The organism is Flavobacterium xanthum (assembly GCF_900142695.1).
Lineage (GTDB): Bacteria > Bacteroidota > Bacteroidia > Flavobacteriales > Flavobacteriaceae > Flavobacterium > Flavobacterium xanthum.
On sequence record NZ_FRBU01000030.1, the window covers coordinates 1 to 23,689 of the forward strand.

Consider the following 23,689-nt stretch of genomic DNA (forward strand, 5'->3'; position numbering starts at 1 on the left):
CCAACAGCCCAGAGGAGTGATATCTGATTTTTTTCCATAAGCTTTGTATCCTGCATATCCGTCTGTTTGCAAGTAACCTTTAAAGTTTTGCAAAATAGGTAGTGCAGCGCTACTTGCACGAGTAGGGCTGTAATTGAACATAACAAGCTTGGATATTGGGGCATGATACACCCAATAATAACCCAGATGCGTTTTGTCTTTTTTCTTGTCGTCTAAAACCTTGATGGTGGTTTCATCCACTTGAAGATAACCTTCATTTTTAATATCCATTACCAGCTTCTCATACAAGGGTTTTAAAGCATCCATGCTCTGAGCAGCCCAACCCTCTATTGTAGAAGAAGCAATATCGATATCTTCTCTAGAGAACCGTTGCTTTTGACGATATAGCGGAAGGTGATCCACATATTTATCTACTAAGATAGTGGCTAGTAGTCCTTCTGAGGGTATTCCTTTGTCTATGATTCTTTCGGGTAAATCCCCGATGGATATCTTGGTGTTGTCTTTATCCTTAGTAGCATATTTGTAGCGGATGTATCTTTTAATCTTAAAGTATCCCGGTACATAGTCTAAAACATCTGTAGTTTCTTTACCGATACAAACCTGATCAGACAAATCTCCTTCAGGATAAATCTCAATTTCTTCAACTGGTAAGTGATCTGGTAATTTAGCTCTTCCAGGATGTTTTTTCTTCGCTCGAGAATAAGTAATCTCTTCTTTGATGATTTCTTCTTGTTCCAGAGCAACTTCTGCAGAAATATCTAAGGGAAGCGTCATTTGATTAGGATCTTCAAAACGCTCCCGCTTTTGACCAAACTGCATGCGGCGTAGCAATTCTACTTGACGTTGTAATTCTACTGTTTTTTCTTCAAGTTCTGCTATCTTCCCTCTTTCTTTAGAGAGTTCTTTATCTTGCTTGGAAATAGTCTTTTGAGCTTTAGTTAAAAGTGACAAAAGTTCTTTATTTGATACGTTTTCCATGTTTATTTCCATGAAGTAAATATACGCAAAAACCTTGGTATGACCAAGGTTTAAAGGCGTTTTACTCTAAAGAAAACCTCCTTTTTTTATTGCTTTTTATGATTTGAATTCCTTCGATGATCAACACCAAATCACTCCAATTAATAGCTACTTTATTACTGGTTGAACCAGCAAAGGTTCCTTGCTCTAAGCGCTTGTGATAAAGAACAAAACCACCGGATTCCCAATGTAAAAGCTTCATCTGATTATTTTTTCGATTGATAAAAATGAATACCTCCCCACTATGTGCGACACGACCTAATTCATTAGTGACAAGACCACTCAAACCATTAAAGCTTTTACGCATATCACAAACTTGGGGATAGAGTAAAAAGATATGTGAACTACTTAGACTAAACATTAATACAGGTTTACTAAAGCTGAAAGTTCACTTAAATTATCCGTATCCACTCGCAGCACAACTCCATTAGGGTATACGATTTCGTATTTGTTTTCTAAAGCGAAAACTGGTTTTTTCAGTGCAATAAAACCTCCGCTTTGTGCTTCTTCATTTTTGCTTTTTCGTATCCAATAGCTGAAGGTTCCTAATTTAATACCTGCTTGATCGCAATACGCTTGTTGTGAAAGTCCACTTTGTTTCCAAGATTCAACTCGGGATAACATAAATTCATTTTTGTCCATGTCTAAATTGTTTAGAACAAAACTACTACCTTAGGTTAATCTAAAAAATATGTGGTTCGTCGGGCGGATACTGTATAACATCTTACTCGATTTTGTTGAGATAGCAGAAATAGATGAATTCGGCTACAAAGAGTAAAGTAAGTACTAAAGTTCCTGTCACTGAAATTTTATAATCCAAATATAAGAATTATTTTATAAAAAAAATATTGCTTTATAAAGTGAAATTAAATTTTCACCCTTGTTATAATTCAAAAAAAAACTGAAATAGGACATCATAAAAAAGGGTTTTAAAAAATCAGATCACTATGCTTTTTTGGCACTCAGATTTTTCAACATTTCTATAGTCATACTTGCTAAATCAAATTTATATTTCCATCCCCAATCTTCTCTGGCTTCAGCATCATTGATACTTGCTGGCCAACTATCGACTATTTTTTTAATCATTCTTTTAAAATATCACTAAAAGTGGGTATTGTTCGTTGTAAAACTTTGCTTATTTTTATGAAATATTAATTAACTAAAAAAATATGAAAACAAACAAACAAACAAACAAACAAACAAACGAGTGACTTAAGATGCAAAATTATATTGCTTTTTATGAGTTTTACTCTTTCTTTTATGCATTCTTGCAGTACCGACGAAATATTGTTGCAGAATGATTCAAATATTCAAACCGTATCAAGAGAAGAGGCGATTCAGTTTTTACAACAAAATCCGCTAAAAGGTAGCGGTAACAAAACATCCAAAACGACTACTTTGTCTAATTATGATGCGATAACGCTAGAAAAAATAACAAATAGCGATCAATTGTTAACTGTAATTCCTTTGCCTGATAATGACAAACAACAAAACAGTAGAGTATTATTGCTTACAGTAAACGACACATTAAAAAGTGCGGTTTTTACAATGTATCCTGATGTTGACCAAAGCACAAAAGAGTTTTCAGGTCGAGTACTAATCACTAGCATGAGCGGTGACTTTTTTAAGGGATTTAGAATGAAAAATGGATACATTATCTCGAAATTCATAAAAGAGACATCTCTTAATAAAACGAATAAAATAGAAAGCAAATCCACATTAGCATACGCTACAGAGCCAATAAAATTGCACGAAGTAATAATTCCTGCAAGAAAACCCGTTCAAAGCCTAACCGTGGCTTACCTGTACGTGTATTCTTGGGAGATCGAATCCAGCAGTTACTCTGATCTTTATTGGGGTTTTGGCGGCGGCGGCGGTGGTAGCGGTGGAAGTGCTGAACCTGTGGTTGAAGATCCTTGCGATCAATTAAAAACACAAAATAGCAATACCGATTATTTATCTAAAATACAATCTCTTAAAAAAAATACAGGTCTAAAAAATGAAACAGGATTTATTGAAAATAAAGATGGCACTTTTAAGGATCTAATAAACACCACCAATGACGGCTTGGATATTCCTAAAGATGCAAATACAATTGGTTTTAATCACACCCACATTGATGATTATGAATCAGGCGATTATGATGAGGATGGGAATGCCATAATAAATCAACCAATAAAAATATTTTCTCCAAAGGATGTAATGACATTTATAATATTGCTTAATAATGCCAATAGACAAAATATAAGTTTAGGTTCCATTTATGGAAAAGTCATATCTAGTTCCAACACTTATACATTAAAATTTGAAGGCGTAATAAGTGACATCAACCAAAGTATTCCTTTTGATAAAGTACTTGATAGGAATTACCAAAAAGCAATAAAGAAGAACGGTCTAGAAAATGGTTTTTTACAATTCCTACAAGACACTGGAATAAAAGGCGTTTCACTTTATAAAGTAAACACAGATGGAACCGCAGAAAAAAAATCACTTGATGCAAATAATAATATAGTAACAACACCTTGTTCCTAATTTTAATAAAATAAAAAATGAAAAAACTACTTATTTTAGGATTTATAATGATTTTCCATTTATCCTGCAAAGCACAATCAATAATGCCAATAGAAACTATGACAAATTATATATATAAAGAAAATGGTATTCCAAAAACTATAACTTACTTTAAGGATATTAACCATTTGCTTGATAAATATGTAGGTACGTGGAAAGGCACTTATAATAATAGAAACTTTGAATTTAGTATTACAAAATATACTAGTATTTACGAAGGTTTATCACAAGATGAACTTCTGATACGATATATTATTACAACGACTAACGGAACAATTATAGAGGATACGCGTTCTGAAACTAATGATAATTGTTCAATTGAAGGGAACTTTATTAAAAATGCGTATTATGCCTTAACTTATTCAGGCAGAGATACACAATGCGGTCAATCAGGCAATGTATTTATTACAATGGTAAAAAACACTGGTAATACTCAAATGAAACTATTTTTAGAACAAGACCAAGTACTCCTACATGAAGAAATATGTCCTAATGGTCGTTCTCCGCAAGTTTTACCAATGGATCAAATACTTTTAACAAAACAATAGTATTTGGCTCAAAATACTAATCGTTTCTAAAATAGTTACATACATGTTTAATATGTTCAAATCTTAGTATTGTATTTAGATTAATAAAATAACCTTACAGAATTACCTTATGTAAAGATTAAACACTATAAAAATGCCGCAAAATCATCTTTTGCGGCATTTCATATTTTGAATAGGTTTACTTCAAATGCTCCAGCATATCCACCGTCATCATTTCCAAATCAAATTCATGTTTCCATCCCCAATCTTCTCTGGCTTCAGCATCATTGATACTTGCTGGCCAACTATCGGCTATTTTTTGACGAAAGTCAGGATTATAAGTAACTGTAAATTCAGGAATATGTTTCTGGATTTCGGCAGCAATTTCTGTTGGTGTAAAACTCATCGCGGCTAGATTGTACGAAGATCGAATTTTGATTTCTTCAACGGGAGCTTGCATAATTTGAATGGTCGCAGCAATCGCATCATCCATATACATCATTGGCATTTTAGTTTCGGAGGATAAAAAACATTCGTAAGTTTTATCAGCAAGTGCTTTGTGAAAAATATCAACTGCATAATCCGTAGTTCCACCACCAGGAGGCGATGACCAGCTGATTAAACCCGGATAACGGATGCTTCTTACATCAACACCAAAAATATTATGGTAGTATTCACACCATCTTTCGCCCGCTTGTTTGCTGATTCCGTACACCGTTGAAGGCTCCATAATCGTGTATTGAGGCGTATTTTCTTTTGGAGTTGTGGGTCCAAAAACGGCAATACTCGAAGGCCAAAATATCTTTTTTATTTTTCCGGCTTTCGCCAAATTCAAAACGTGAAACAACGAATTCATATTTAAATCCCAAGCAAAGGCTGGGTTTTTCTCTGCTGTCGCTGATAATAAAGCAGCCATCAAATATACATCGGTGATTTGATGCAGCTCTACTAAATGTTCAATTTGATTAAAATCCAACGCATTCACCACTTCAAATGGTCCGGAATTAACGACATCGATATTCAATTTTCTGATATCGGAAGCAATTACATTTTCGGTTCCGTAAATGGAGCGTAACTTTTGCGTAAGCTCCGTTCCTATTTGGCCACAAGCGCCTATAATCAATATTTTAGTACTCATTTTTATCTGTTTTGAAAAACAAAGATAACGTTTTCGCAAATATCATAATTTTGATATAAATGATGATAAATATCTTAAAATGATAGTAATACTTTAGATGATTTATTAATTGTCCTTTTTTTTAAATATAAAAAATGCTGCTGGGCTGTAAATTTAGTAGTCAAAAATGTGATTTGCACTCAACGATTAATTTTATCAAAATAGCGTACTAAAAATTCTAAAAGTGCTCTAGAGTGATTTCAATTTTATTTTCAGAGACAATACCTTTTTTGACACCTTTATTTATAGATTGTTTATCCTAAAATAAAATACTTTTTTAGGAGGTAAAAAAGCATAAAGCATTCCCATTTCTGGAATTCGTTATTGTAGATTTACTTCGTAACTTTGTGCTTTAATGAAATTAAAAATGAAATACAAATTCGCCGTTTTCTTTTCTCTGGTTTTTCTATTGTTCTCTTGTAAAAATGAGGATGAAAAACGCATTGCGGAAAACAAAAAAGAGATACAAAGAAGAGAAATCATATTTACCAATATACAGAAAGGATGGGTTTTCTATGATACTCCGGTAACAGAAGCTTCTGAAAACAGTATAGCAACTTGGAGTGAATGGCGAATTTTTTTAGCAGAATTAGCGCAAAAACCCAAAAAAACGATTGGTGCTTTTCAGCAAAAATCAAAGTCGCTTACCAAAAAAGCAATGGCTTTAAATGATAACATTCCTTTTGAATTTAGTAAACCACAGATAAAAAGCAGGATTTCGACCTTAATTACTAAAGTTCAAATGCTGGATTTATTCCTTAATCTAGATAATATTCCAGATAAAAAAGTGACGCAGTTAGTTGCTGAAATTAATTTGGAACTCGTTTCCTTACAAAGACAAATGGACAAAATTGTTGACAAAAGTAACATTCCAGTCGAAGAAGGAGAATCTGACTTATTGAAAATGATGGATACCACAAGAGCCATTCCTAATACACCAATCATAGATCCAAATATTCCACGCGTTGAGTAAAACAGCCTTATACACTACCTACGATAATTCGCCAAAAACCAAGCAAATTGTTGCCTGTCTATTAGAGAATAACCACGTTAAGATGCACCTTTCAGGACTACTAGGTTCTGCAGTTTCATTTGTAATGCGGTCACTTTTTAAAAAATCAGAGCTCCCTTTTTTAATCGTTGTAAATAATAAAGAAGAAGCAGCCTATTATTTGAATGATCTAGAACAAATGATTGGTGAGCAAGATGTACTTTTTTACCCGGGTTCCTTTCGCCGTCCGTACCAAATAGAAGAAACCGATAATGCCAATGTGTTGCTTCGTGCTGAGGTGCTAAACAGAATCAATTCCCGCAAAAAGCCGGCCGTTATTGTTACGTATCCCGAAGCCTTATTCGAAAAAGTAGTCACCCGAAAAGAATTGGATAAAAATACACTTAAAGTCACCGTTGGCGATAAGATTTCGATTGATTTTATTAACGAAGTTTTGTTTGAATACGAATTCAAAAGAGTCGATTTTATTACAGAACCGGGAGAATTTTCGGTTCGTGGAGGAATTGTCGATGTGTTTTCGTTTTCGAATGACAATCCGTACCGAATCGAATTTTTTGGCGATGAAGTGGAAAGTATTCGAAGTTTTGATGTTGCGACTCAATTGTCAATTTTACAACAGAAGAAAATCACGATCATCCCAAATGTGGAAAACAAAGTTTTTCAGGAAAATCGAGAAAGCTTCTTAGATTATATTTCGGAGAAAACCGTAATTGTAATTCAAAATACGGAAGATTTTCTATTACAACTGGACAAACAATTTGGCAAAGCCGAAGAAGCTTTCGCAAAATTATCTCAAGAAATTAAACGTTCAACGCCTGAACAATTGTTTTTAAACCAAGCGGAATTTATAAAAAGAGCCTTGAATTTCTCGATTGTCGAGTTGAGTTCGAAAGCAATTTTTAGAACTACTAAAAAATTCGAATACTACATTCAGCCACAACCGTCGTTCAACAAACAATTTGATTTATTATTGAATAATTTGAGCGAGAATCATTTCAATGGATACAAAAATCATTTGTTTTGTTCTAATGATGCGCAAGCCAAACGCTTTCACGATATTTTTGAAACGTTGGACGAAGCCAATTCGGAGAATATTCGTAAGCAGTACCACACTGTTGTTTTGCCTTTGTACCAAGGATTTATCGACGAGGAAAACCAAATTACCTGCTATACGGACCACCAGATTTTTGAACGCTATCATAAATTCAACATTAAAAACGGCTATTCTAAAAAGCAGAATATCACGTTAAAAGAACTAACAACTTTAGCTGTTGGCGATTATGTGACGCACATTGACCACGGAATTGGACGTTTTGGAGGACTGCAAAAAATACAAGTCGAAGGCAAAACACAAGAAGCAATCAAGCTCGTTTATGCCGATAATGACATTGTGTATGTAAGCATCCATTCGCTGCATAAAATTTCGAAATACAACGGAAAAGATGGAACGCCGCCCAAAATTTACAAGTTAGGGTCGAATGCTTGGAAGATTTTAAAACAAAAAACCAAGGCGCGTGTTAAACATATTGCCTTCAATTTGATTCAATTGTATGCGAAAAGACGATTAGAAAAAGGATTCCAGTTTGCGCCGGACAGTTACTTGCAAAACGAGTTAGAAAGTTCCTTTATCTATGAAGATACGCCTGATCAAACCAAATCAACGGCAGAAGTCAAAGCCGATATGGAAAGTGATCGCCCAATGGATCGCTTGGTATGTGGTGATGTAGGTTTTGGTAAAACCGAAGTCGCTATTCGTGCCGCTTTTAAAGCAGTGGACAATAGTAAACAAGTGGCAATTTTGGTTCCGACGACCATTTTAGCGTATCAACATTACCGAACTTTCACCGAAAGATTAAAGGATATGCCGGTTTCTATTGGCTACTTAAATCGTTTTAGAACGGCCAAACAAAAAGCAGAAACTTTAAAATTATTAGCCGAGGGAAAACTCGATATCTTAATTGGAACCCATCAATTAGTTAATAAAAATGTCGTTTTCAAAGACCTTGGATTGTTGATTGTAGATGAAGAACAAAAATTTGGCGTCAACGTAAAAGACAAACTCAAAACTATTGCGGCTAATGTGGACACCTTGACATTGACAGCAACCCCAATCCCAAGAACATTGCAGTTTTCGTTGATGGCAGCACGCGATTTATCAGTAATTACAACGCCTCCGCCCAACCGTTATCCGATAGAAACGAATGTCGTTGGCTTTAGCGAAGAATTGATACGAGATGCGATTTCGTATGAAATTCAGCGCAACGGACAAGTTTTTTTCATCAATAATCGAATCGAAAACATCAAAGAAGTGGCCGGAATGATTCAACGATTGGTTCCTAACGCTAGAGTTGGAATTGGTCACGGCCAAATGGAAGGAAAAAAACTGGAAGAATTAATGTTGGCTTTCATGAACGGAGAATTTGATGTTCTGGTAGCAACCACCATTATCGAAAGTGGATTAGACGTTCCCAATGCGAATACGATTTTTATCAATAATGCCAATAATTTTGGATTGTCTGATTTGCATCAAATGCGGGGTCGAGTAGGACGTAGCAACAAGAAAGCATTTTGTTATTTTATTTGTCCGCCCTATTCTGCGATGACTGATGACGCTAGAAAACGAATTCAAGCTTTGGAACAATTCAGCGAATTGGGAAGCGGATTTAATATTGCGATGAAGGATTTAGAGATTCGTGGTGCCGGAGATTTATTGGGAGGCGAGCAAAGTGGTTTCATCAACGAAATAGGTTTTGATACCTATCAAAAAATCATGAATGAAGCCATCGATGAATTGAAAGAAAATGAATTCAAAGATTTATATCCTGAAGAAAGCAATTTGGAAACCAAAGAATACGTCAAAGATTTGCAAATTGACACCGATTTTGAGCTGTTGTTTTCGGATGAATATATCAATAATGTATCGGAGCGATTGAGTTTGTATAATGAATTAGGTGCTGTAAAAAACGAGGAAGAATTAATCGTATTCCAGAACAAATTAATTGACCGTTTTGGTCCAATGCCACCTCGTGCCAAAGCGTTAATGAATAGTATCCGAATCAAATGGATTGCAACCCGAATTGGAATCGAAAAATTAGTGATGAAACAAGGCAAAATGATTGGGTATTTCATTTCGGATCAACAATCAGATTATTACCAATCCAAACGTTTTAATCAAGTGTTGCAATTTGTACAAAAAAACAGTTCAATTTGTAAAATGAAAGAAAAACAAACGCCGGCTGGTTTGCGTCTTTTGTTGACTTTTGATAATGTAAAAAATACCAGAACAGCGCTAGAGTTTATGGAGTTGTTGGGTGGGGAATAAGACATAACTAAAGCTTCCATCCTTCAAAAGGCTGGAAGCTTTCTAATTTACTCAATAATTAAATCTTCAATTTCATCAAGGGTTTGAGGAATTGAGTGGAAATATTTAAAATTTTCTAAATCAAAGAAACAAACATAAAGTTCTCACTTTCTCAATCAATTAGATAATACATTAACTTCCTTTTAATATTTGAAAATGAAATAGTTAGTTAAATTTCGAGATTTGTTTTTTTAACACAATCTAAAAAGATAACTTTGTTACACTAAAATTTTAAGTTATGAATTTAGCCGCCAGAAAATATAATTTTATTCAAGAGTTGACCGATATCGACGAAAGTTTATTGGAAAAACTTGAAATTATTTTAAAAACCAGTAAAAAAGATTGGTTCACTGATTTGAATTTAGAAGAAAAACAGCAAATTGAAATCGGTTTAAAACAGGCAGAAAACGACGAATTTATAAGTCACGAAACTGTAATGAATAAATTTGCCAAATGGCATTAAAGATCAAATGGACTCCACAAGCCGATAACGGTTTGGCAAATGTTATAGAATATTTAGAAGCAGAATGGACTTTTAGAGAAATTTTGCAATTGGAAGAAAACATCAACCAAGTTACTAATCAGATTAGTCTTTTTCCTGACTTATATCCAAAATCTGAAACCTTTAAAAATCTTCATAAAGCTATAGTAGATAAAAATAACTACTTGGTCTATCAAGTAAATTATAAAAAATCTAGTATTGAAATAATTAATTTTAGAGGAACTAAACAAAAACCGAAATATTAGAAAACTAATCTAATTCTTCAAATCCTTAATCACTTTAAACGCCACATCCACTTGTTCTTCGCTCACTAAAATAGTAAACTCGTTTGAAGTCGAAATTACTTCATTGATAATTATTCCTTCCCAAGCAAGACGTTGAAAAATGAAATAGTAAATCCCAGGAACGACAATATTTTCTTTGGGTAATTTTACCGTAATCGAAGCAAGATTATCTAGTTTTTGAATCAATTTTTCAGTGGCAAAATGCTTGTCCACTAAGTGATTGATACTGTTGCTAACTACAATATTAGTTTCATTTACCCCTCTGGATGAAGTGTAAAAAATATCTGGTAAGGTATTGATATCTGTAATTAAATCCGCTTGTTTATTCAAAACGGTGTCGGATGCAGCAAAAGTATAATCCGTCAAAGCCGAACGAACAGTGATTTCCCCGATGTTTTTGATGACTTTGTTAATCTTATGATTCAGCCTGAAATCCAGTTCTTCTGTTAGTCTTTTTAAAGCCATAACAACCGCACCTTGTTTTACTTCCTTACCAAATTCACTTTCTAATTCGGTCATTATGTTTCGGGATAATGAGGTCAAATTAATGATGCCTAATGATAATGCATTCAGCAGAAAAGGCTTTGTTTTGATGTAATTTTCAACAATGGAAGAAACAGTTTTCATGATGTAATTTTTTATTGGTTGTTATTGTACGCGTAATTAGTGTGTAAATAGGACGCAAATATAAATAAAAAACAATTTGTTACAAATATAACATCAATAAAAAACAATTAAAAGTGATAAAAAGCATCGATAAGATGCTCAATTACAAAAGATTTACCTTCTTTATGGATGGCAATGATATCGAAACGAACTTCAATATCTAAATCTCTTTCGTTGACAAACGCATCAACGGCCTTTACAAGAAGCTTGATTTTTTTTGGTTTTACAAAATCCTGAGGTAAGCCAAACTCCAATGAAGAACGGGTTTTGACTTCAACTATAGCAAGTGTGTTTTCTTTTTGGGCGATGATGTCTATTTCGGCTTTTTGGAACGTCCAGTTGGTTTGCAAAATAGTGTAGCCGTCTTTCCGTAGAAATTCAACTGCCATTTCTTCTCCAAGTTTTCCGAGTTCGTTGTGTTCCGCCATTCAAAAATTTTGTTTAAAGTTTAAGGTTTAAAACTTTTGCAATCAAAAATTGAATTGCCTTTATTCAAAAACCAGCGTACTACATTTTTCATTGACATTTATAGTCACATTATTTCCTAAAATCAAAGCTCTATTATCTTGAATATGTCCTGCAGGGAAATTGTACAAGATAGGAATATTGTATTTTTTGGTAACATCCTCGATAATTTCAATGGCGTTTTTCCCCCACGGAATATCATTATCCTTCATTTTTGTCATGGAACCCACAACAATTCCTTTGATACTTTCCAAACAACCATTTCGTTTTAAATTCATCATCATGCGGTCAATATGATACAAATATTCATCTAAATCTTCTATAAACAAGATTTTATCAGAGCAATCAATTGCTGATGGCGAACCAAACAAACTATACAGAATAGATAAATTTCCACCCACTAATTCTCCGGTAGCTTTTCCGGGTCTGTTCATCAGGAAAGGATCTATTTCGTAGGAAAGTTTTTCGCCAAATAAAGCAATTCGGAGTGTTTCTATGGCTTGGGGAGTTGCTCTTGGAGCGGTGATGGGCATGATTCCGTGAATGGATTTGTAACCCATGGTATTCAAATGATTGTGTAAAACGGTTACATCACTGAAACCAACAATCCATTTCGGATTTTTTTTGAACGCAGTAAAATCCAATAAATCAATCATCCGTACAGTTCCGTATCCACCTTTTACACACCAGATGGCTTTGATATTTGGATTGTCCAATTGCTGCTGAAAGTCGGCAGCACGTTGTTCGTCGGTTCCAGCTAATTGATTGTTGTCTAAACCTATTGTGCTGCCAATGACTACTTCTAAACCCCAACTTTTCAATAAAGCAATAGCGGGTTTCAAGTTGTCATCTGTATTTTTTCTGGCTGTTGCCAAAATTGCTACGGTATCTCCTTTTTGTAAATTGGGCGGTGTAATCATGTTGTATTGGGCTTGACTGTTGAAAGATTGTAAAACAAAAATAAGCAATAGAAATTGATATAATATAGGACGGCGAGGTGTAAAAGTAAATCTGTTTTTGATCATGCTTGAATGCTTTTCTGAAAAAATTCTAGTGGGAATGTGTTTAAATGATAAAAACAAAGATAGACAATTAGAAAATAATTCTAAGTTCAGGTTCAAATGACTATTTTTACAATAGCCAGATTCAAAGAGGAATCTAATCACCGACTGGAAATAAATAGTATTTATGAGAATTACGCACTGGATTCCTATTCTTTTTTTATTTTTTCCAATACCAAAAGCTACTGCCCAACAGAAAAAATATGTGATTCATACCGTTGCATTTTATAATTTTGAAAATCTTTTTGATACGATAAACGATCCAGATACTTTTGATGAAGAGTGGACGCCAACGGGTTTGCAGCGTTGGACATTCGATAAATATGAAAAGAAATTAACCAACTTAGCCCGCGTTTTATCGGAAATAGGTTCTGCTGAAAATACAGATTCGCCCACATTTATTGGCGGTTGCGAAATAGAAAACAGAGGCGTTTTGGAGGATTTAGTCAAGCAACCCAAACTAATCGAGAAAGACTACGGAATCATCCATTTTGATTCACCAGACAAACGAGGAATCGATGTAGCGTTGTTGTACCAGAAAAAGAAATTTCAACCCACGAGTTATAACAATATTCCGTTGTACATTTATAAGGAAGGAACTGTTACGAATGAAAGTTCCAAAGCCAGTTCCGAGGAAAAAACAGATGATGAATTAGAAGTAAGCACAAAAAATTATCGTGTTTATACACGAGATCAACTTTTGGTAACGGGGTTTTTGGACGGAGAAGAAATCAATATCATAGTCAATCACTGGCCGTCAAGATCAGGAGGTGAGAAAAAATCAAGTCCGTTCCGCGAAGCTGCTGGCGCTTTAAACCGAAAAATAATTGATTCCCTGCAAAGCATCAATCCAAATGCAAAAGTGATTACGCTCGGGGATCTGAATGATGGACCATATAATAAAAGTGTCAAATTTGGGCTTGGTGCCAAAGCAAAAAAGGCAGAGGTTCAGCCATTTGGGATTTACAATCCATTCGAAGAAATGGCCAAAAAAGGATTTGGAACCATTGCATTTCGGGATGCATGGGATGTTTTTGACCAAATAATGGTTTCCGAAACCTTACTTCAAACGGATTATTCGAGCTTTCGATTTTGGAAAGCAGGAATTTACAACAAGTCATTTTTGATACAAACCAGCGGACAATACAAAGGCTATCCGTTACGGCATTCCACCACCGAAATAGGATTTAGTGATCATTTTCCCGTCTATATTTATTTGATTAAAGAAAAGCGGAACTAAAGTGCTAATGTTTTTAGGGGAAATTAGTAGGTTCTATAATTTAAAATCTTAGTACCTTAGTACCTTAGAAACTTTGAACCTCAGAAAATATGGCAGTAGCAAAACCTTTCAACCTCAATAAATGGATCGACGAAAACCGTGATCTTCTTAAACCGCCCGTTGGAAACAAGAATTTATACACAGAATCCGGGGATTACATCGTGATGGTAGTTGCGGGTCCAAACGCTCGAAAAGACTATCATTATAATGAAACCGAAGAGTTGTTTTACCAACTTGAAGGGAGTATTAAAGTAATCATTCAAGATGAGGGTGTGCGAAAAGAAATGGAACTTCATGCTGGCGACATGTACCTGCATTCCGCTAAAATCCCGCATTCACCCGTACGTTCCGAAGGTTCTATTGGGCTTGTCATCGAACGAAAAAGAGCCGGAAAAGGATTTACGGACGGATTGCTTTGGTTTTGCGATACTTGTAATAATAAATTACATGAAGTCTATTTTGAACTGCATGATATCGAGAAAGATTTTCTACCTCATTTCGAACATTTCTATAGTTCTGAACACTTGAGAACCTGCGAAAAATGTGGAACCGTAATGGAAACGGACCCAAGATTTGTTGCCAAAAAATAATTCAATGCTGAATTTGTATCGGTTTTAGGAGCTAATCCCGCTATCCGTTCTATCTTTTGTGGTCTCGTAAAAAAACGAGAACACAAAAGGATGCCACTTCTATCGGGGCTAAAAAGCATAAAATAAAAGTAGCGATGTTTATTTTTTCACGTTAAATCAATATATTTGTAAAAAAATATAACAATTTTTAATAAAAAAGTTACAATGATAACAATAGCAGATCAATTCGGAATCAAAGATGCCCTTAAGCAATTAGGGATTGAGGAGATAAATGAAGGAACATCAACTGGAGCAGCTAATTTTGCCAACGGAAAAATCATCGAAAGTTATTCACCAGCAGATGGGACTTTAATTGGAAAAGTAAAAACGTCTTCTAAAGAGGATTACGAAAAAGCGATGCAAAAAGCATCAGAAGCATTTTTAGAATGGCGCATGGTTCCAGCTCCTAAAAGAGGTGATATCGTACGTCAAATGGGAGATGAATTAAGAAAATTCAAAGAGCCTCTTGGAAAACTAGTTTCGTATGAAATGGGAAAAAGTCTTCAAGAAGGATATGGTGAAGTTCAGGAAATGATTGATATCTGTGATTTTGCAGTGGGTTTATCCCGTCAATTGTACGGATTAACCATGCATTCTGAACGACCTTTGCACAGAATGTACGAGCAATACCATCCAATAGGAACGGTTGGAATCATTTCGGCATTTAACTTTCCAGTAGCGGTTTGGAGTTGGAACGCCATGATTGCATGGGTTTGTGGTGATGTTGCGATTTGGAAACCAAGTTCAAAGGTACCTTTATGTGGAATTGCTTGTCAGAACATTATCAAAACAGTTTTAAAAAGAAATAATGTTCCTGAAGGAGTGAGTTGCTTAGTAACAGGAAACGAATCAGGAGATTTAATCAATAATGACAAAAGAATTTCGTTGGTTTCTTTTACAGGATCAACTAGAATAGGACGTCACGTATCAAAAACCGTTGCAGAACGTTTTGGAAATACCATCCTTGAATTAGGAGGAAACAATGCAATTATTGTTTCGGAACATGCGGATATTAGTATGGTTCTAGTTGGAGCTGTTTTTGGAGCGGTAGGAACAGCAGGACAAAGGTGTACGTCAACTAGACGTTTGATTATTCACGAAAGTGTCTATGACAAAACCATCAGCGTTTTGAAAAATGCGTATGGTCAATTGCAAATAGGAAATCCATTGGATGAGAATAATCACGTTGGGCCGCTTATCGATAAAGGAGCTGTTCAGGATTATTTGAATGCGATTGAAAGTGCCAAAAAAGAAGGCGGAAAAATAATTGTTGAAGGCGGATTGGTTGAAGGCGAAGGATATGAAAGTGGTTGTTATGTAAGACCCTGCATTATTGAAGCGGAGAATCATTTAGACATAGTGCAAACAGAAACTTTCGCTCCAATTTTATATGTAATGAAATACAGTACAATTGAAGAAGCCATTGCTTTGCAAAACGGAGTTCCACAAGGACTTTCTTCTTCTATTTTTACCAATAGTATGAGAGAAATGGAATTGTTCCTTTCTCAATCGGGTTCTGATTGTGGAATTGCCAATGTGAATATCGGTACTTCTGGAGCAGAAATTGGTGGCGCTTTTGGTGGTGAAAAAGAAACGGGTGGCGGACGTGAATCTGGTTCAGATGCTTGGAAAGCATACATGAGAAGACAAACGAATACGATCAATTACGGAACCCAATTGCCATTGGCACAAGGAATCAAATTTGATTTGTAGTAATTTAGTTAACAATAAATTTATATTTAAACGCTTTGTCTTATTTAGATAAAGCGTTTTTTTATAAATTAGACAAAAAAAATATTAATGGCCAATTTAGCAGCAACATTTACAGATATTTCAGGTTGGCATAAAAATGTTCATTACAGTACTGGAGGTACTCGAAGTAAATACATTGCTTTGCACCCCGACACAAATGAAGAGTATTTTTTTAAAGGATCAAAAGAAACACCTCAAGGAGAAATTCGCTATCCAACAGAGTTTTGGTCTGAAATTGTTTCTTCTAAAATTGGTCAATTTTTAGGTTTTCCAATGTTAGATTATAATATTGCTTATGACAGTAAGCATAAACAAAAAATAGGTTGTATTTCAAAGTCAATGGTTTTAAATTCGAAAAATAAATTGACGGAAGGGGTTGCTTATTTGACTGGTTTTAATTCAAAATACATTCCAAGTCAGGATAAAAAGGGTTATACATTTCAATTTATTTGTAATGCGTTGAATAAATTTTATTTAGGAAGTCATATTGATAATATTATTGAAATTATTGTTTTTGATTGTATAATTGGAAATTCTGACAGGCATCAAGAAAATTGGGGAACAATTGCTTACTATCAAGAAATATTTGACACTATTGAAAGAGATTTTAAAAGTAATAAAATAGGTTTTTTTGGAAAAATCAAAAACAACTTCAATAAATTATTGGGAGAAATGTTAGTCCAAAAACACGATACCAACAATAAACTTAGTAAATCAGATTTAATTGCACAGGCAGATTTAGCCCCTCATAAATTTGCACCCATTTATGATAGTGGTTGTTGTTTAGGAAGAGAACATACAGATGAAAAAGTTGTAAAAATGCTTGGTGATTCTCAAATGATAGAAGCATATGTTAGAAAGGGTGAGTCTGAGATTCATTGGGAAGGGAATACTAAAAAAAGGAAGCATTTTGAACTTATAGAATTATTGCTAGAATACTATCCAGCTGAAACGAAAAGGTTTATAGGTAGAGTTATGGAGAAATATAACTCCGATGCAATAGAAGATATAATTGAAAAAATTGATATAAATGTTCCAACGGATTTAATTAACTTTAAATTATCGGTTGCAAGAAAACAATTGATGTTTAAATTGGTAACTTTGCGCATTGAAAAATTAATCAAATATTTATGAAAGCAATAGGAAACATACACCTTATCTGGAGACCAGGTAAAGGCAGTAGAAGAATTTCTGTTGGTACTATTAAAAAAAGTGCCTCAGAAGGAATCCGCTTTCAATATAATCAGGATGGAGTTGAAGAAGCTAAGAAGTTAGGTTTTGTGCATTTTGAAGGCTTTCCGGATACAACTAAAGATAAAATTTATACGGAAAATGTAATTGAAATTTTTGGTCAAAGATTAATGCGTAGTGAGAGACCTGATTTACAAGATTTTTATGATTTTTGGAATATTGATTTAAGTAAAAAAGAAGATAAATATTACATGTTAGCTTTTACTCAAGGACTATTACCGACAGATAATTTTGAGTTTTTGGCTCATTTTAACCCTGTAGAAAATTTATCCTTTGTTACGGAAATAACTAATTTATTGGAAAGTCAAATACCTTCAGATAAGGTTGCGGTTGGAGATGTTTTAAGATATGAATTAGAACCGAATAATCAATACGATAATAAAGCTGTAAAAGTCTTCAAAGAAAATTTATATCTTGGACGTATTAAACTAATTCACTGTAGTGTATTCCATAAAACAAGTAAGCAATTTGAGTTAATCGTTCAAGGAACTGAAAAAAATGGTGTATTAAAACGAATTTTCGTTAAAGCAAGTCTTTAATTTATATTCTCAGAATCAACTATACTACAAGTCTGCCATTGGCACAAGGAATCAAATTTGATTTGTAGAACCAAAATATAATAAACTAAAAAAGGCAATTTGAAATATTCAAATTGCCTTTTTTTATTTCAAATTACTTCAAAAATTGTTGTGAAAAGTATTTTACAAATTAAACGAAGCACCAATGTTAAACGTGAATTGGTTGTTTAATTTATCAAAACCTATTGGATTTGTTTTGTAACTGGCAATTGGAATTCCTGCTTCAGTGAAAAATCCAAAACCTTCTGTAAAGAAATATCGGAATCCTAAATGCGCACCAAAATTACGCAATCCTAAATCCAATCCTGGGTATAAATCCATTTTTGGATCTAATTTAAAAACATTCCCCAAGTTGGCATTAAACCGTCCTTTTATGTCCACTCTATCACCAAAATCAGGTTTGTTTCCCAAATCATCGTTGGAGACAGATAACAAGTACGAAGCGGCAAATCCAAATGACATATTTTCTCCCAGACCAAAATCAGAAGAAACACGAATTCCAGATCCTCCATCTTGAAAGTTCGCTCCTATGTCAAATTTCACATCGCCTTTTCCTTTGAATGCTTGTGCATTGATTAAACCGACTGTTAATAATACGAGTAATGTAGTAATCTTTTTCATGCTTTTATTTTTTAAATGGCTTCAAAAGTAGTTTAATAATTCTAATTTCTACCTCTCTCGTCAAAATACAATTGATCTAATGGTTCACTTTGCCAAAATTCCTTGGTGTCAACATCCATAATGGTTAATGGGCCTTTGAAAGCGGCTCCAGTATCCACATTCCAAATATTTGCCTTTTGTACAGGCGTTGTTTCCCCTATTCGAGTAACGGGTGTGTGACCAATGTAGATTTCGTCATACAAAGTAAAACGCTTTGGATAAAACGGGTGATTGCTTTTCATTGTTGTATCTAATGCCAAAGCCGTTTCCCATAAAGTTCTGTCCCAATAGAAAAGTCCTGGAAAATATTCAAAATCAACCCCATTCATATTGGTAAAACCAGCGTGAACAAACAAACGCCGTTGCGCATCCAGATAATAATTGTCTAACGATTTTAGAAAATCAATATGCTGCTGCTTGGTTTTTTCACTTACGGACTCATAAGCAAGTACGGTCGCTTCCCCGCCATGTTTGTACCACAATAAGTTATCTTTACTTTCATCAAGCCATTCGAGTAAGAGATCATCATGATTCCCGCGAATGCAAATACAGTTCTGCTTGGTTTTTAAATCAATTATAAAGTCAAGTACCTGAGGGGATTGACTCCATCCGTCAACATAATCTCCTAGAAAAACCAGGGTGTCGCTTTTAGTAACTTTAGCTCTTTCCATAATTTGGTGCAGCGCTCGCAAACCACCGTGGATATCGCCTATAACAAGTGTTCTCATCTACAAATTGTTCTTTTTATTAATGCAAAAATAGCAGAAAATAAGCACTATTTTTCAGTTTATAAAATTAAGTAAAAGAGCGATGAAGCAGACTTTTTTAGTTTGTTTTTTTTAATTATTTTACAACATGATTATTTTTTTTTGAAACTGAAATATCACTGTTTTAGGTGATTGTTTTATTTAATTTTTCAGATTAGATTTACCAAAAATAAACACCGCTAGTATGACCGCAATTATTGATATTACAGTATTCCTTGTTCATGTGATTTGTAGTTTGGTAAACGATATTTTACTTGGGTAGTAGCTCAACTGAGTATAGCTTGCACGTAGATTTTGCTTAAGAGAATAGATTTGTAAAAATTGAAATCACTTTCTAATACAAAGAATGTTTTAGATCTTGAGGTTTTCAATCAGTGTACTTATAACAGTTTTCCATGCAGGCAACAGTAAAAAAACACATTGTATCTTTCGTTAAGTAAAATCATTATTTAATTAAGATTGCACAGCATGTTTTTAAAATGGACTCCATAAGAGTAATTAAATATATTAATTTTTTAAAAAAGAAAAAGAATGAAAAAAACAATTAAAAAGTTATCGGTAGTTTTTGCAGTTTCTGTAATGTTGACATCTTGTTTCTCTTACACAAGTGTTGTGGGTAAAGGAGCTCAAGGAAATTCAAGCGTTACAAAATGGAATCACTATGTTATTGGTGGATTAGCACCAGTTGGAGTGTCAGACTCTAAAGAAATGGCTGCAGGAGCAACAGATTATACTGTTTTCACAAGACAATCATTTGTAAATGGTCTTATTGCTGCAATTACTTTTAGTATTTACACGCCAACAACCACTACCGTAACTAAATAATTAAATAAAATGGCGATGGTTTTTATTAACCATCGCCAAATTTTAAAAAAATGAAAAAAATATTGTTTTTTATCTCCGGTATAATCACACTCTATTTATTGTTTATTTTAGTGAACATTTTTATATATCATTATCAAAAACTAAATAACTTTGGTTTTGGATTCCTTTTTGGAAAGATACTACTTTTACTGTTTTTTGGATATTCTACCTATAGATTGAGAAAGAGTTTTTAATTTACTGCACATCATATTTCATTTTCCTCAAAATTCGCAACGCTTCTTTAAAAGATAGATATACTTGGTTGAATGGCTTTAATAATGCTTTGGCATCAATCAATCTTTGTTTTGCCTCATCAAACCCGTTGAGGTAACAAATCATAAAAGTAGAGGGTAAGTTTTCTAAGTCTTTCCTTTCCCGCTCGGATAGCGAAATTTCTTTTTGGAGCTTTTTTAGCAAAGCAATATTGGAATTATAAATGTGAAAAAGCATTTTCTTGTTGAATTCTGGTGGCTTAAAAAGCATTTCACTTTCAATTTTGTAATATCCGTTATCATGAAAATGAATCGTTTGCTTTTCTAAAGGATAGTAGCTCGTTTTGTCATTCAAACCTAAGGGTACGTATTCAATTATAGTAAAAGTGTCTTCGTCAAAAGTAATTTCGACTACATCCTGCGCCGAGTAAAATAGCTTGATTTGTTCGTTTATTAACTCAATATCTACACGCGACAAATAGGTTTTGTCCCGTGATTTCTTGGCAATTCCTGCCCAGCAAATTACAAATAACTCTTTGAATACTTTGTATTTTGGCGCCATATCCTTGTGCCGGAAATTCATGAAATCAATCACGCCATCGAGTGTGTATTCGATGCTGTTTCGGGAATTGTTTTCGATGCCAATTACAGTCTCCGTATTCTGATAATTTTTTTCAATTTCTCCTTCAACCGGCATCGTATTGCTGCCGCGTCGTATAAAAATACTGTTGGCTGGAATGGTGTGAATTCCTTTTTTGAAATGGGATGTTTTGCTTTTTGGCTTGACCGTTACCAGTCCGATAACTTTATCTTTTGGCAAATTTGGGAAAGGCACATTTTCGTATTGAATCTTGGGAGGATTTTCCAGATAGGCGTTCACTAAATTCTGAATCCGACTGTCGTCAAAAAAATCGTCGCCTACAATAAGATTGTCATGATCTTCCACACCCACCACAATATAGGAGTTGTTAGAAGGATTTGAATTAGAGAGGGCACAGATGTGTTTTAAAAATTTGGCTTTTCCTTCGCGAGTGTGTAAATTCAACTGCCGCTTTTTATCATAAAAACTGCTCTCATCATTGTGAGCAAGCAAGTTCTTGATAAGAATGCGTTTGTTGATCATTACTATTTACTTTTTTATTGTCATTCAGGAAGTAATACTATTTCGATTCTTTTTAAAAAATAAATTACCGCGGATTCACAGATTTAAAATTAATTAAAAATCTGCAAATCTGCGGTAAATTTTTTATTCATTAAAATTTCTTGTTGATTCATTTTAAAAACAAATTGTAATTCGCGATTTTCAAAAATTTAAAAATAATTAATAGAAATAAATAATAATTTAATCTCTTTTTAAAATAGTTGCAGATGCCTGTGCAGTAGGTAAGACCATCAAATCGGCAATGTTTACGTGATAGGGTCTGGAGACAACAAAGTGAATGATATCAGCGATGTCCTCTGGATGCAATGGTTCAAAACCTTTGTAAACATTGGCGGCTTTGTCAACATCTCCTTTGAAACGCACTTCGCTAAACTCCGTTTCAACAGCACCAGGATGAATAGCACCAACGCGAATTCCATACGGATTCAAGTCCATTCGCATCGCTTGGTTTAAGGCGTCAACAGCATGTTTAGAGGCGCAATACACATTTCCGTTAGGGTATACTTCTTTTCCGGCAATTGAGCCAATGTTGATAATATGTCCCGATTTTCGCTCAATCATTTGTGGTATTACAGCTTTCGAAACATACAAAAGCCCTTTTACATTGATGTCAATCATGGCATCCCAATCGTCTAAATCCCCGTTTTGAATGGGATCTAAACCATGTGCGTTTCCGGCATTGTTAACCAAAACATCAATTGTGGAAAAGGCCTCTGGTAAAGAATTGATGCTTTCAAAAACTGCTTTTTTATCGCGTACATCAAAGGATAAGGTGTGTACTTCAGTGAATGCTGAAAGTTCATTTTTTAGTTCCAGTAAGCGATCGTCACGGCGTCCACAAAGAATAATTTTATAGTTGTTTTTAGCTAATATTTGTGCTGTTGCTTTTCCAATTCCGCTGGTGGCTCCAGTCACTAAGGCTGTTTTACTCATGATTTTTTTCTGTTTTTTCTAAATTTATTATATTGGATATTTATATTTAGGCTACATCACTGCCCATGCTCGCGGACCAAATGGCAAACCAATCTTCTTGGTCTAATTCTAATTCGACAGCTTTCATCAAGGATTGAATTCGGGCTACGTTTACTGTTCCTGCAATAGGAATAACTTGCGCCGGATGTTTTAAAATCCAAGAAAGCAAAATAGTATCAGAACCAAAATGGTATTTTGAAACTAAGGTCGCCAGTAATTTTTTCAATCGTCTGGTTTGTGGAATATCTTCTCTAAAAACGGATCCCAGCGGATTCCATGACATCGGACGAATGGTATTGGCTTGCATGTAATCAAAACTTCCGTCCACCATTGGTTCAAAATTCGTTGCCGAAAACTGCACCTGATTGTACAAAACTTCTGTTTTTTGACGAATTAATTCTGTTTGTGAAGACGTGAAATTAGAAAGCCCAAAATCGATGATTTTTCCGTCTGATTTTAATTTTAAAACCGCTTCGGCAATTTCATCAGCATGCATCAGTGGGCTAGGTCTATGGAGTAATAGCACATCCAGATAATCCGTCTGTAAATTTTTTAACGAGTTCTCGACAGACCAGATGATGTATTCTTTGGAATATTCGTAATGTTTTATGTTGTTTTTACGGTTTTCAGTAACCATTTGGATGCCACACTTCGAAATTAATTGCATCTTTTCCCTTGCAAGTTTGCTGGAAGCGAGTGCTTTTCCAAAATCAGTTTCAGTGGTGTAATCTCCATATATATCGGCATGATCAAAGGTGCTGATTTTGTTTTCTAAACACACATTAATCATGTTTTCCATTTCTTTGGTATTGAGATTTTTATCCCAAATTCCCCAATTCATTACACCCGCTACAATGGGCGATAATTTTGTTTTGCTCATGGTTTTTATTTTTTATTGAAATGCGTAAATCTTGTAATTC

The 23,689-nt window shown here is 34.4% G+C and carries 25 protein-coding genes; 12 read left to right on the forward strand and 13 right to left on the reverse strand.

Features of this window, described 5'->3' with window-relative positions; all coding sequences use genetic code 11:
- The 4 genes from tnpC to BUC11_RS16985 all read right to left on the reverse strand — a co-directional run.
- The coding region (tnpC, locus tag BUC11_RS12215; RefSeq protein WP_139259484.1) for an IS66 family transposase at nt 1-990 on the reverse strand (990 nt) is incomplete at its 3' end.
- A 49-nt stretch (nt 991-1,039) separates the two neighbouring features.
- Complete coding sequence (gene tnpB / locus BUC11_RS12220) at nt 1,040-1,378, reverse strand: IS66 family insertion sequence element accessory protein TnpB (RefSeq protein ID WP_073354415.1); 339 nt, start codon at nt 1,376-1,378, stop codon at nt 1,040-1,042.
- A complete protein-coding gene (gene tnpA / locus BUC11_RS12225) occupies nt 1,378-1,659 on the reverse strand; it encodes an IS66 family insertion sequence element accessory protein TnpA (protein ID WP_073354417.1) in 282 nt (93 codons plus the stop codon). The genes tnpB and tnpA overlap by 1 nt, the downstream gene beginning before the upstream one ends.
- Before the next feature lie 303 nt (nt 1,660-1,962).
- Nucleotides 1,963-2,103: a hypothetical protein gene (locus tag BUC11_RS16985; RefSeq protein ID WP_175547754.1), complete on the reverse strand. Its 141-nt coding sequence runs from the start codon at nt 2,101-2,103 to the stop codon at nt 1,963-1,965.
- Between the two features lie 153 nt (nt 2,104-2,256).
- Between BUC11_RS16985 and BUC11_RS12230 the strand changes: the two genes are divergently transcribed.
- Nucleotides 2,257-3,549 carry a hypothetical protein gene (locus BUC11_RS12230; RefSeq protein WP_139259486.1) on the forward strand — a complete coding sequence of 431 codons (1,293 nt, stop codon included), beginning with the start codon at nt 2,257-2,259 and terminating at the stop codon, nt 3,547-3,549.
- A 17-nt stretch (nt 3,550-3,566) separates the two neighbouring features.
- Complete coding sequence (locus tag BUC11_RS12235) at nt 3,567-4,136, forward strand: DUF6705 family protein (protein WP_073354420.1); 570 nt, start codon at nt 3,567-3,569, stop codon at nt 4,134-4,136.
- A gap of 178 nt (nt 4,137-4,314) precedes the next feature.
- On the opposite strand, the gene BUC11_RS12240 is transcribed toward BUC11_RS12235, so the two are convergent.
- Nucleotides 4,315-5,253: an L-threonine 3-dehydrogenase gene (locus BUC11_RS12240; protein WP_073354422.1), complete on the reverse strand. Its 939-nt coding sequence runs from the start codon at nt 5,251-5,253 to the stop codon at nt 4,315-4,317.
- Nucleotides 5,254-5,659: 406 nt separating this feature from the next.
- On the opposite strand from BUC11_RS12240, the gene BUC11_RS12245 reads away from it, so the two are divergent.
- The 4 genes from BUC11_RS12245 (at nt 5,660) to BUC11_RS12260 (ending at nt 10,412) form a co-directional block, all read left to right on the forward strand.
- Entirely contained in the window at nt 5,660-6,265 is a 606-nt protein-coding gene (locus BUC11_RS12245) for a hypothetical protein (RefSeq protein WP_073354492.1), read from the forward strand.
- On the forward strand, nt 6,258-9,626 hold the full coding sequence (gene mfd, locus BUC11_RS12250) for a transcription-repair coupling factor (protein ID WP_073354423.1): 3,369 nt from the start codon (nt 6,258-6,260) through the stop codon (nt 9,624-9,626). The genes BUC11_RS12245 and mfd overlap by 8 nt, the downstream gene beginning before the upstream one ends.
- A 277-nt stretch (nt 9,627-9,903) precedes the next feature.
- Nucleotides 9,904-10,128, forward strand: a complete 225-nt coding sequence (locus tag BUC11_RS12255) for a hypothetical protein (protein WP_073354425.1) — start codon at nt 9,904-9,906, stop codon at nt 10,126-10,128.
- Nucleotides 10,119-10,412, forward strand: coding sequence for a type II toxin-antitoxin system RelE/ParE family toxin (locus BUC11_RS12260; RefSeq protein WP_073354427.1), 294 nt, complete (start codon nt 10,119-10,121; stop codon nt 10,410-10,412). The genes BUC11_RS12255 and BUC11_RS12260 overlap by 10 nt, the downstream gene beginning before the upstream one ends.
- A 9-nt stretch (nt 10,413-10,421) precedes the next feature.
- Here BUC11_RS12260 and BUC11_RS12265 read toward each other — a convergent pair whose 3' ends face one another.
- From BUC11_RS12265 to BUC11_RS12275, 3 genes are all read right to left on the reverse strand, one after another.
- The gene (locus BUC11_RS12265; RefSeq protein ID WP_073354429.1) at nt 10,422-11,078 is read right to left on the reverse strand and encodes an aspartate kinase; all 657 of its coding nucleotides are present in this window, start codon (nt 11,076-11,078) and stop codon (nt 10,422-10,424) included.
- A gap of 107 nt (nt 11,079-11,185) precedes the next feature.
- Nucleotides 11,186-11,545, reverse strand: coding sequence for a YraN family protein (locus tag BUC11_RS12270; protein ID WP_073354432.1), 360 nt, complete (start codon nt 11,543-11,545; stop codon nt 11,186-11,188).
- Nucleotides 11,546-11,605: 60 nt separating this feature from the next.
- On the reverse strand, nt 11,606-12,502 hold the full coding sequence (locus BUC11_RS12275) for a S66 peptidase family protein (protein ID WP_175547755.1): 897 nt from the start codon (nt 12,500-12,502) through the stop codon (nt 11,606-11,608).
- Nucleotides 12,503-12,770: 268 nt separating this feature from the next.
- Between BUC11_RS12275 and BUC11_RS12280 the strand changes: the two genes are divergently transcribed.
- From BUC11_RS12280 to BUC11_RS12300, 5 genes are all read left to right on the forward strand, one after another.
- Nucleotides 12,771-13,883: an endonuclease/exonuclease/phosphatase family protein gene (locus BUC11_RS12280; protein WP_073354436.1), complete on the forward strand. Its 1,113-nt coding sequence runs from the start codon at nt 12,771-12,773 to the stop codon at nt 13,881-13,883.
- An 89-nt stretch (nt 13,884-13,972) separates the two neighbouring features.
- Nucleotides 13,973-14,512 (forward strand): 3-hydroxyanthranilate 3,4-dioxygenase, encoded by a 540-nt coding sequence (locus BUC11_RS12285; protein ID WP_073354438.1) that lies wholly within the window; start codon nt 13,973-13,975, stop codon nt 14,510-14,512.
- A 204-nt stretch (nt 14,513-14,716) separates the two neighbouring features.
- Complete coding sequence (gene amaB, locus BUC11_RS12290; protein ID WP_073354440.1) at nt 14,717-16,264, forward strand: L-piperidine-6-carboxylate dehydrogenase; 1,548 nt, start codon at nt 14,717-14,719, stop codon at nt 16,262-16,264.
- 87 nt (nt 16,265-16,351) lie between these two features.
- Nucleotides 16,352-17,437: a HipA domain-containing protein gene (locus BUC11_RS12295; RefSeq protein ID WP_073354442.1), complete on the forward strand. Its 1,086-nt coding sequence runs from the start codon at nt 16,352-16,354 to the stop codon at nt 17,435-17,437.
- Complete coding sequence (locus tag BUC11_RS12300) at nt 17,434-18,093, forward strand: hypothetical protein (protein ID WP_073354444.1); 660 nt, start codon at nt 17,434-17,436, stop codon at nt 18,091-18,093. Before BUC11_RS12295 ends, BUC11_RS12300 begins: the two co-directional genes overlap by 4 nt.
- Before the next feature lie 162 nt (nt 18,094-18,255).
- Here the strand turns inward: BUC11_RS12300 and BUC11_RS12305 are convergent, their stop codons facing one another.
- Together BUC11_RS12305 and BUC11_RS12310 are read right to left on the reverse strand one after the other, a co-directional pair.
- On the reverse strand, nt 18,256-18,753 hold the full coding sequence (locus BUC11_RS12305; protein WP_073354446.1) for a DUF6646 family protein: 498 nt from the start codon (nt 18,751-18,753) through the stop codon (nt 18,256-18,258).
- A 41-nt stretch (nt 18,754-18,794) separates the two neighbouring features.
- A complete protein-coding gene (locus BUC11_RS12310) occupies nt 18,795-19,520 on the reverse strand; it encodes a metallophosphoesterase family protein (protein WP_073354448.1) in 726 nt (241 codons plus the stop codon).
- A gap of 570 nt (nt 19,521-20,090) precedes the next feature.
- Here BUC11_RS12310 and BUC11_RS12315 point away from each other — a divergent pair.
- Nucleotides 20,091-20,384 carry a Bor family protein gene (locus BUC11_RS12315; protein ID WP_073354450.1) on the forward strand — a complete coding sequence of 98 codons (294 nt, stop codon included), beginning with the start codon at nt 20,091-20,093 and terminating at the stop codon, nt 20,382-20,384.
- A 234-nt stretch (nt 20,385-20,618) separates the two neighbouring features.
- Here the strand turns inward: BUC11_RS12315 and BUC11_RS12320 are convergent, their stop codons facing one another.
- The 3 genes from BUC11_RS12320 to BUC11_RS12330 form a co-directional block, all read right to left on the reverse strand.
- Nucleotides 20,619-21,758 (reverse strand): ATP-binding protein, encoded by a 1,140-nt coding sequence (locus BUC11_RS12320; RefSeq protein ID WP_073354452.1) that lies wholly within the window; start codon nt 21,756-21,758, stop codon nt 20,619-20,621.
- A 219-nt stretch (nt 21,759-21,977) separates the two neighbouring features.
- Nucleotides 21,978-22,730 carry an SDR family NAD(P)-dependent oxidoreductase gene (locus tag BUC11_RS12325; protein WP_073354455.1) on the reverse strand — a complete coding sequence of 251 codons (753 nt, stop codon included), beginning with the start codon at nt 22,728-22,730 and terminating at the stop codon, nt 21,978-21,980.
- 46 nt (nt 22,731-22,776) lie between these two features.
- Complete coding sequence (locus BUC11_RS12330) at nt 22,777-23,649, reverse strand: aldo/keto reductase (RefSeq protein ID WP_073354457.1); 873 nt, start codon at nt 23,647-23,649, stop codon at nt 22,777-22,779.
- Nucleotides 23,650-23,689 lie beyond the last annotated feature (40 nt).

Coding starts and splice junctions, on each gene's coding strand:
- amaB (WP_073354440.1), top strand. CDS start 14,717: ATGATAACAATAGCAGATCAATTCGGAATCAAAGATGCCCTTAAGCAA.
- BUC11_RS12320 (WP_073354452.1), bottom strand. CDS start 21,758: ATGATCAACAAACGCATTCTTATCAAGAACTTGCTTGCTCACAATGAT.
- BUC11_RS12295 (WP_073354442.1), top strand. CDS start 16,352: ATGGCCAATTTAGCAGCAACATTTACAGATATTTCAGGTTGGCATAAA.
- BUC11_RS12330 (WP_073354457.1), bottom strand. CDS start 23,649: ATGAGCAAAACAAAATTATCGCCCATTGTAGCGGGTGTAATGAATTGG.
- BUC11_RS12255 (WP_073354425.1), top strand. CDS start 9,904: ATGAATTTAGCCGCCAGAAAATATAATTTTATTCAAGAGTTGACCGAT.
- BUC11_RS12315 (WP_073354450.1), top strand. CDS start 20,091: ATGAAAAAAACAATTAAAAAGTTATCGGTAGTTTTTGCAGTTTCTGTA.
- BUC11_RS12230 (WP_139259486.1), top strand. CDS start 2,257: ATGAGTTTTACTCTTTCTTTTATGCATTCTTGCAGTACCGACGAAATA.
- BUC11_RS12305 (WP_073354446.1), bottom strand. CDS start 18,753: ATGAAAAAGATTACTACATTACTCGTATTATTAACAGTCGGTTTAATC.
- tnpB (WP_073354415.1), bottom strand. CDS start 1,378: ATGTTTAGTCTAAGTAGTTCACATATCTTTTTACTCTATCCCCAAGTT.
- BUC11_RS12265 (WP_073354429.1), bottom strand. CDS start 11,078: ATGAAAACTGTTTCTTCCATTGTTGAAAATTACATCAAAACAAAGCCT.
- BUC11_RS12235 (WP_073354420.1), top strand. CDS start 3,567: ATGAAAAAACTACTTATTTTAGGATTTATAATGATTTTCCATTTATCC.
- BUC11_RS12280 (WP_073354436.1), top strand. CDS start 12,771: ATGAGAATTACGCACTGGATTCCTATTCTTTTTTTATTTTTTCCAATA.
- tnpA (WP_073354417.1), bottom strand. CDS start 1,659: ATGGACAAAAATGAATTTATGTTATCCCGAGTTGAATCTTGGAAACAA.
- BUC11_RS12300 (WP_073354444.1), top strand. CDS start 17,434: ATGAAAGCAATAGGAAACATACACCTTATCTGGAGACCAGGTAAAGGC.
- BUC11_RS12240 (WP_073354422.1), bottom strand. CDS start 5,253: ATGAGTACTAAAATATTGATTATAGGCGCTTGTGGCCAAATAGGAACG.
- BUC11_RS12275 (WP_175547755.1), bottom strand. CDS start 12,502: ATGATTACACCGCCCAATTTACAAAAAGGAGATACCGTAGCAATTTTG.
- BUC11_RS16985 (WP_175547754.1), bottom strand. CDS start 2,103: ATGATTAAAAAAATAGTCGATAGTTGGCCAGCAAGTATCAATGATGCT.
- BUC11_RS12285 (WP_073354438.1), top strand. CDS start 13,973: ATGGCAGTAGCAAAACCTTTCAACCTCAATAAATGGATCGACGAAAAC.
- BUC11_RS12270 (WP_073354432.1), bottom strand. CDS start 11,545: ATGGCGGAACACAACGAACTCGGAAAACTTGGAGAAGAAATGGCAGTT.
- BUC11_RS12325 (WP_073354455.1), bottom strand. CDS start 22,730: ATGAGTAAAACAGCCTTAGTGACTGGAGCCACCAGCGGAATTGGAAAA.
- BUC11_RS12245 (WP_073354492.1), top strand. CDS start 5,660: ATGAAATACAAATTCGCCGTTTTCTTTTCTCTGGTTTTTCTATTGTTC.
- BUC11_RS12260 (WP_073354427.1), top strand. CDS start 10,119: ATGGCATTAAAGATCAAATGGACTCCACAAGCCGATAACGGTTTGGCA.
- BUC11_RS12310 (WP_073354448.1), bottom strand. CDS start 19,520: ATGAGAACACTTGTTATAGGCGATATCCACGGTGGTTTGCGAGCGCTG.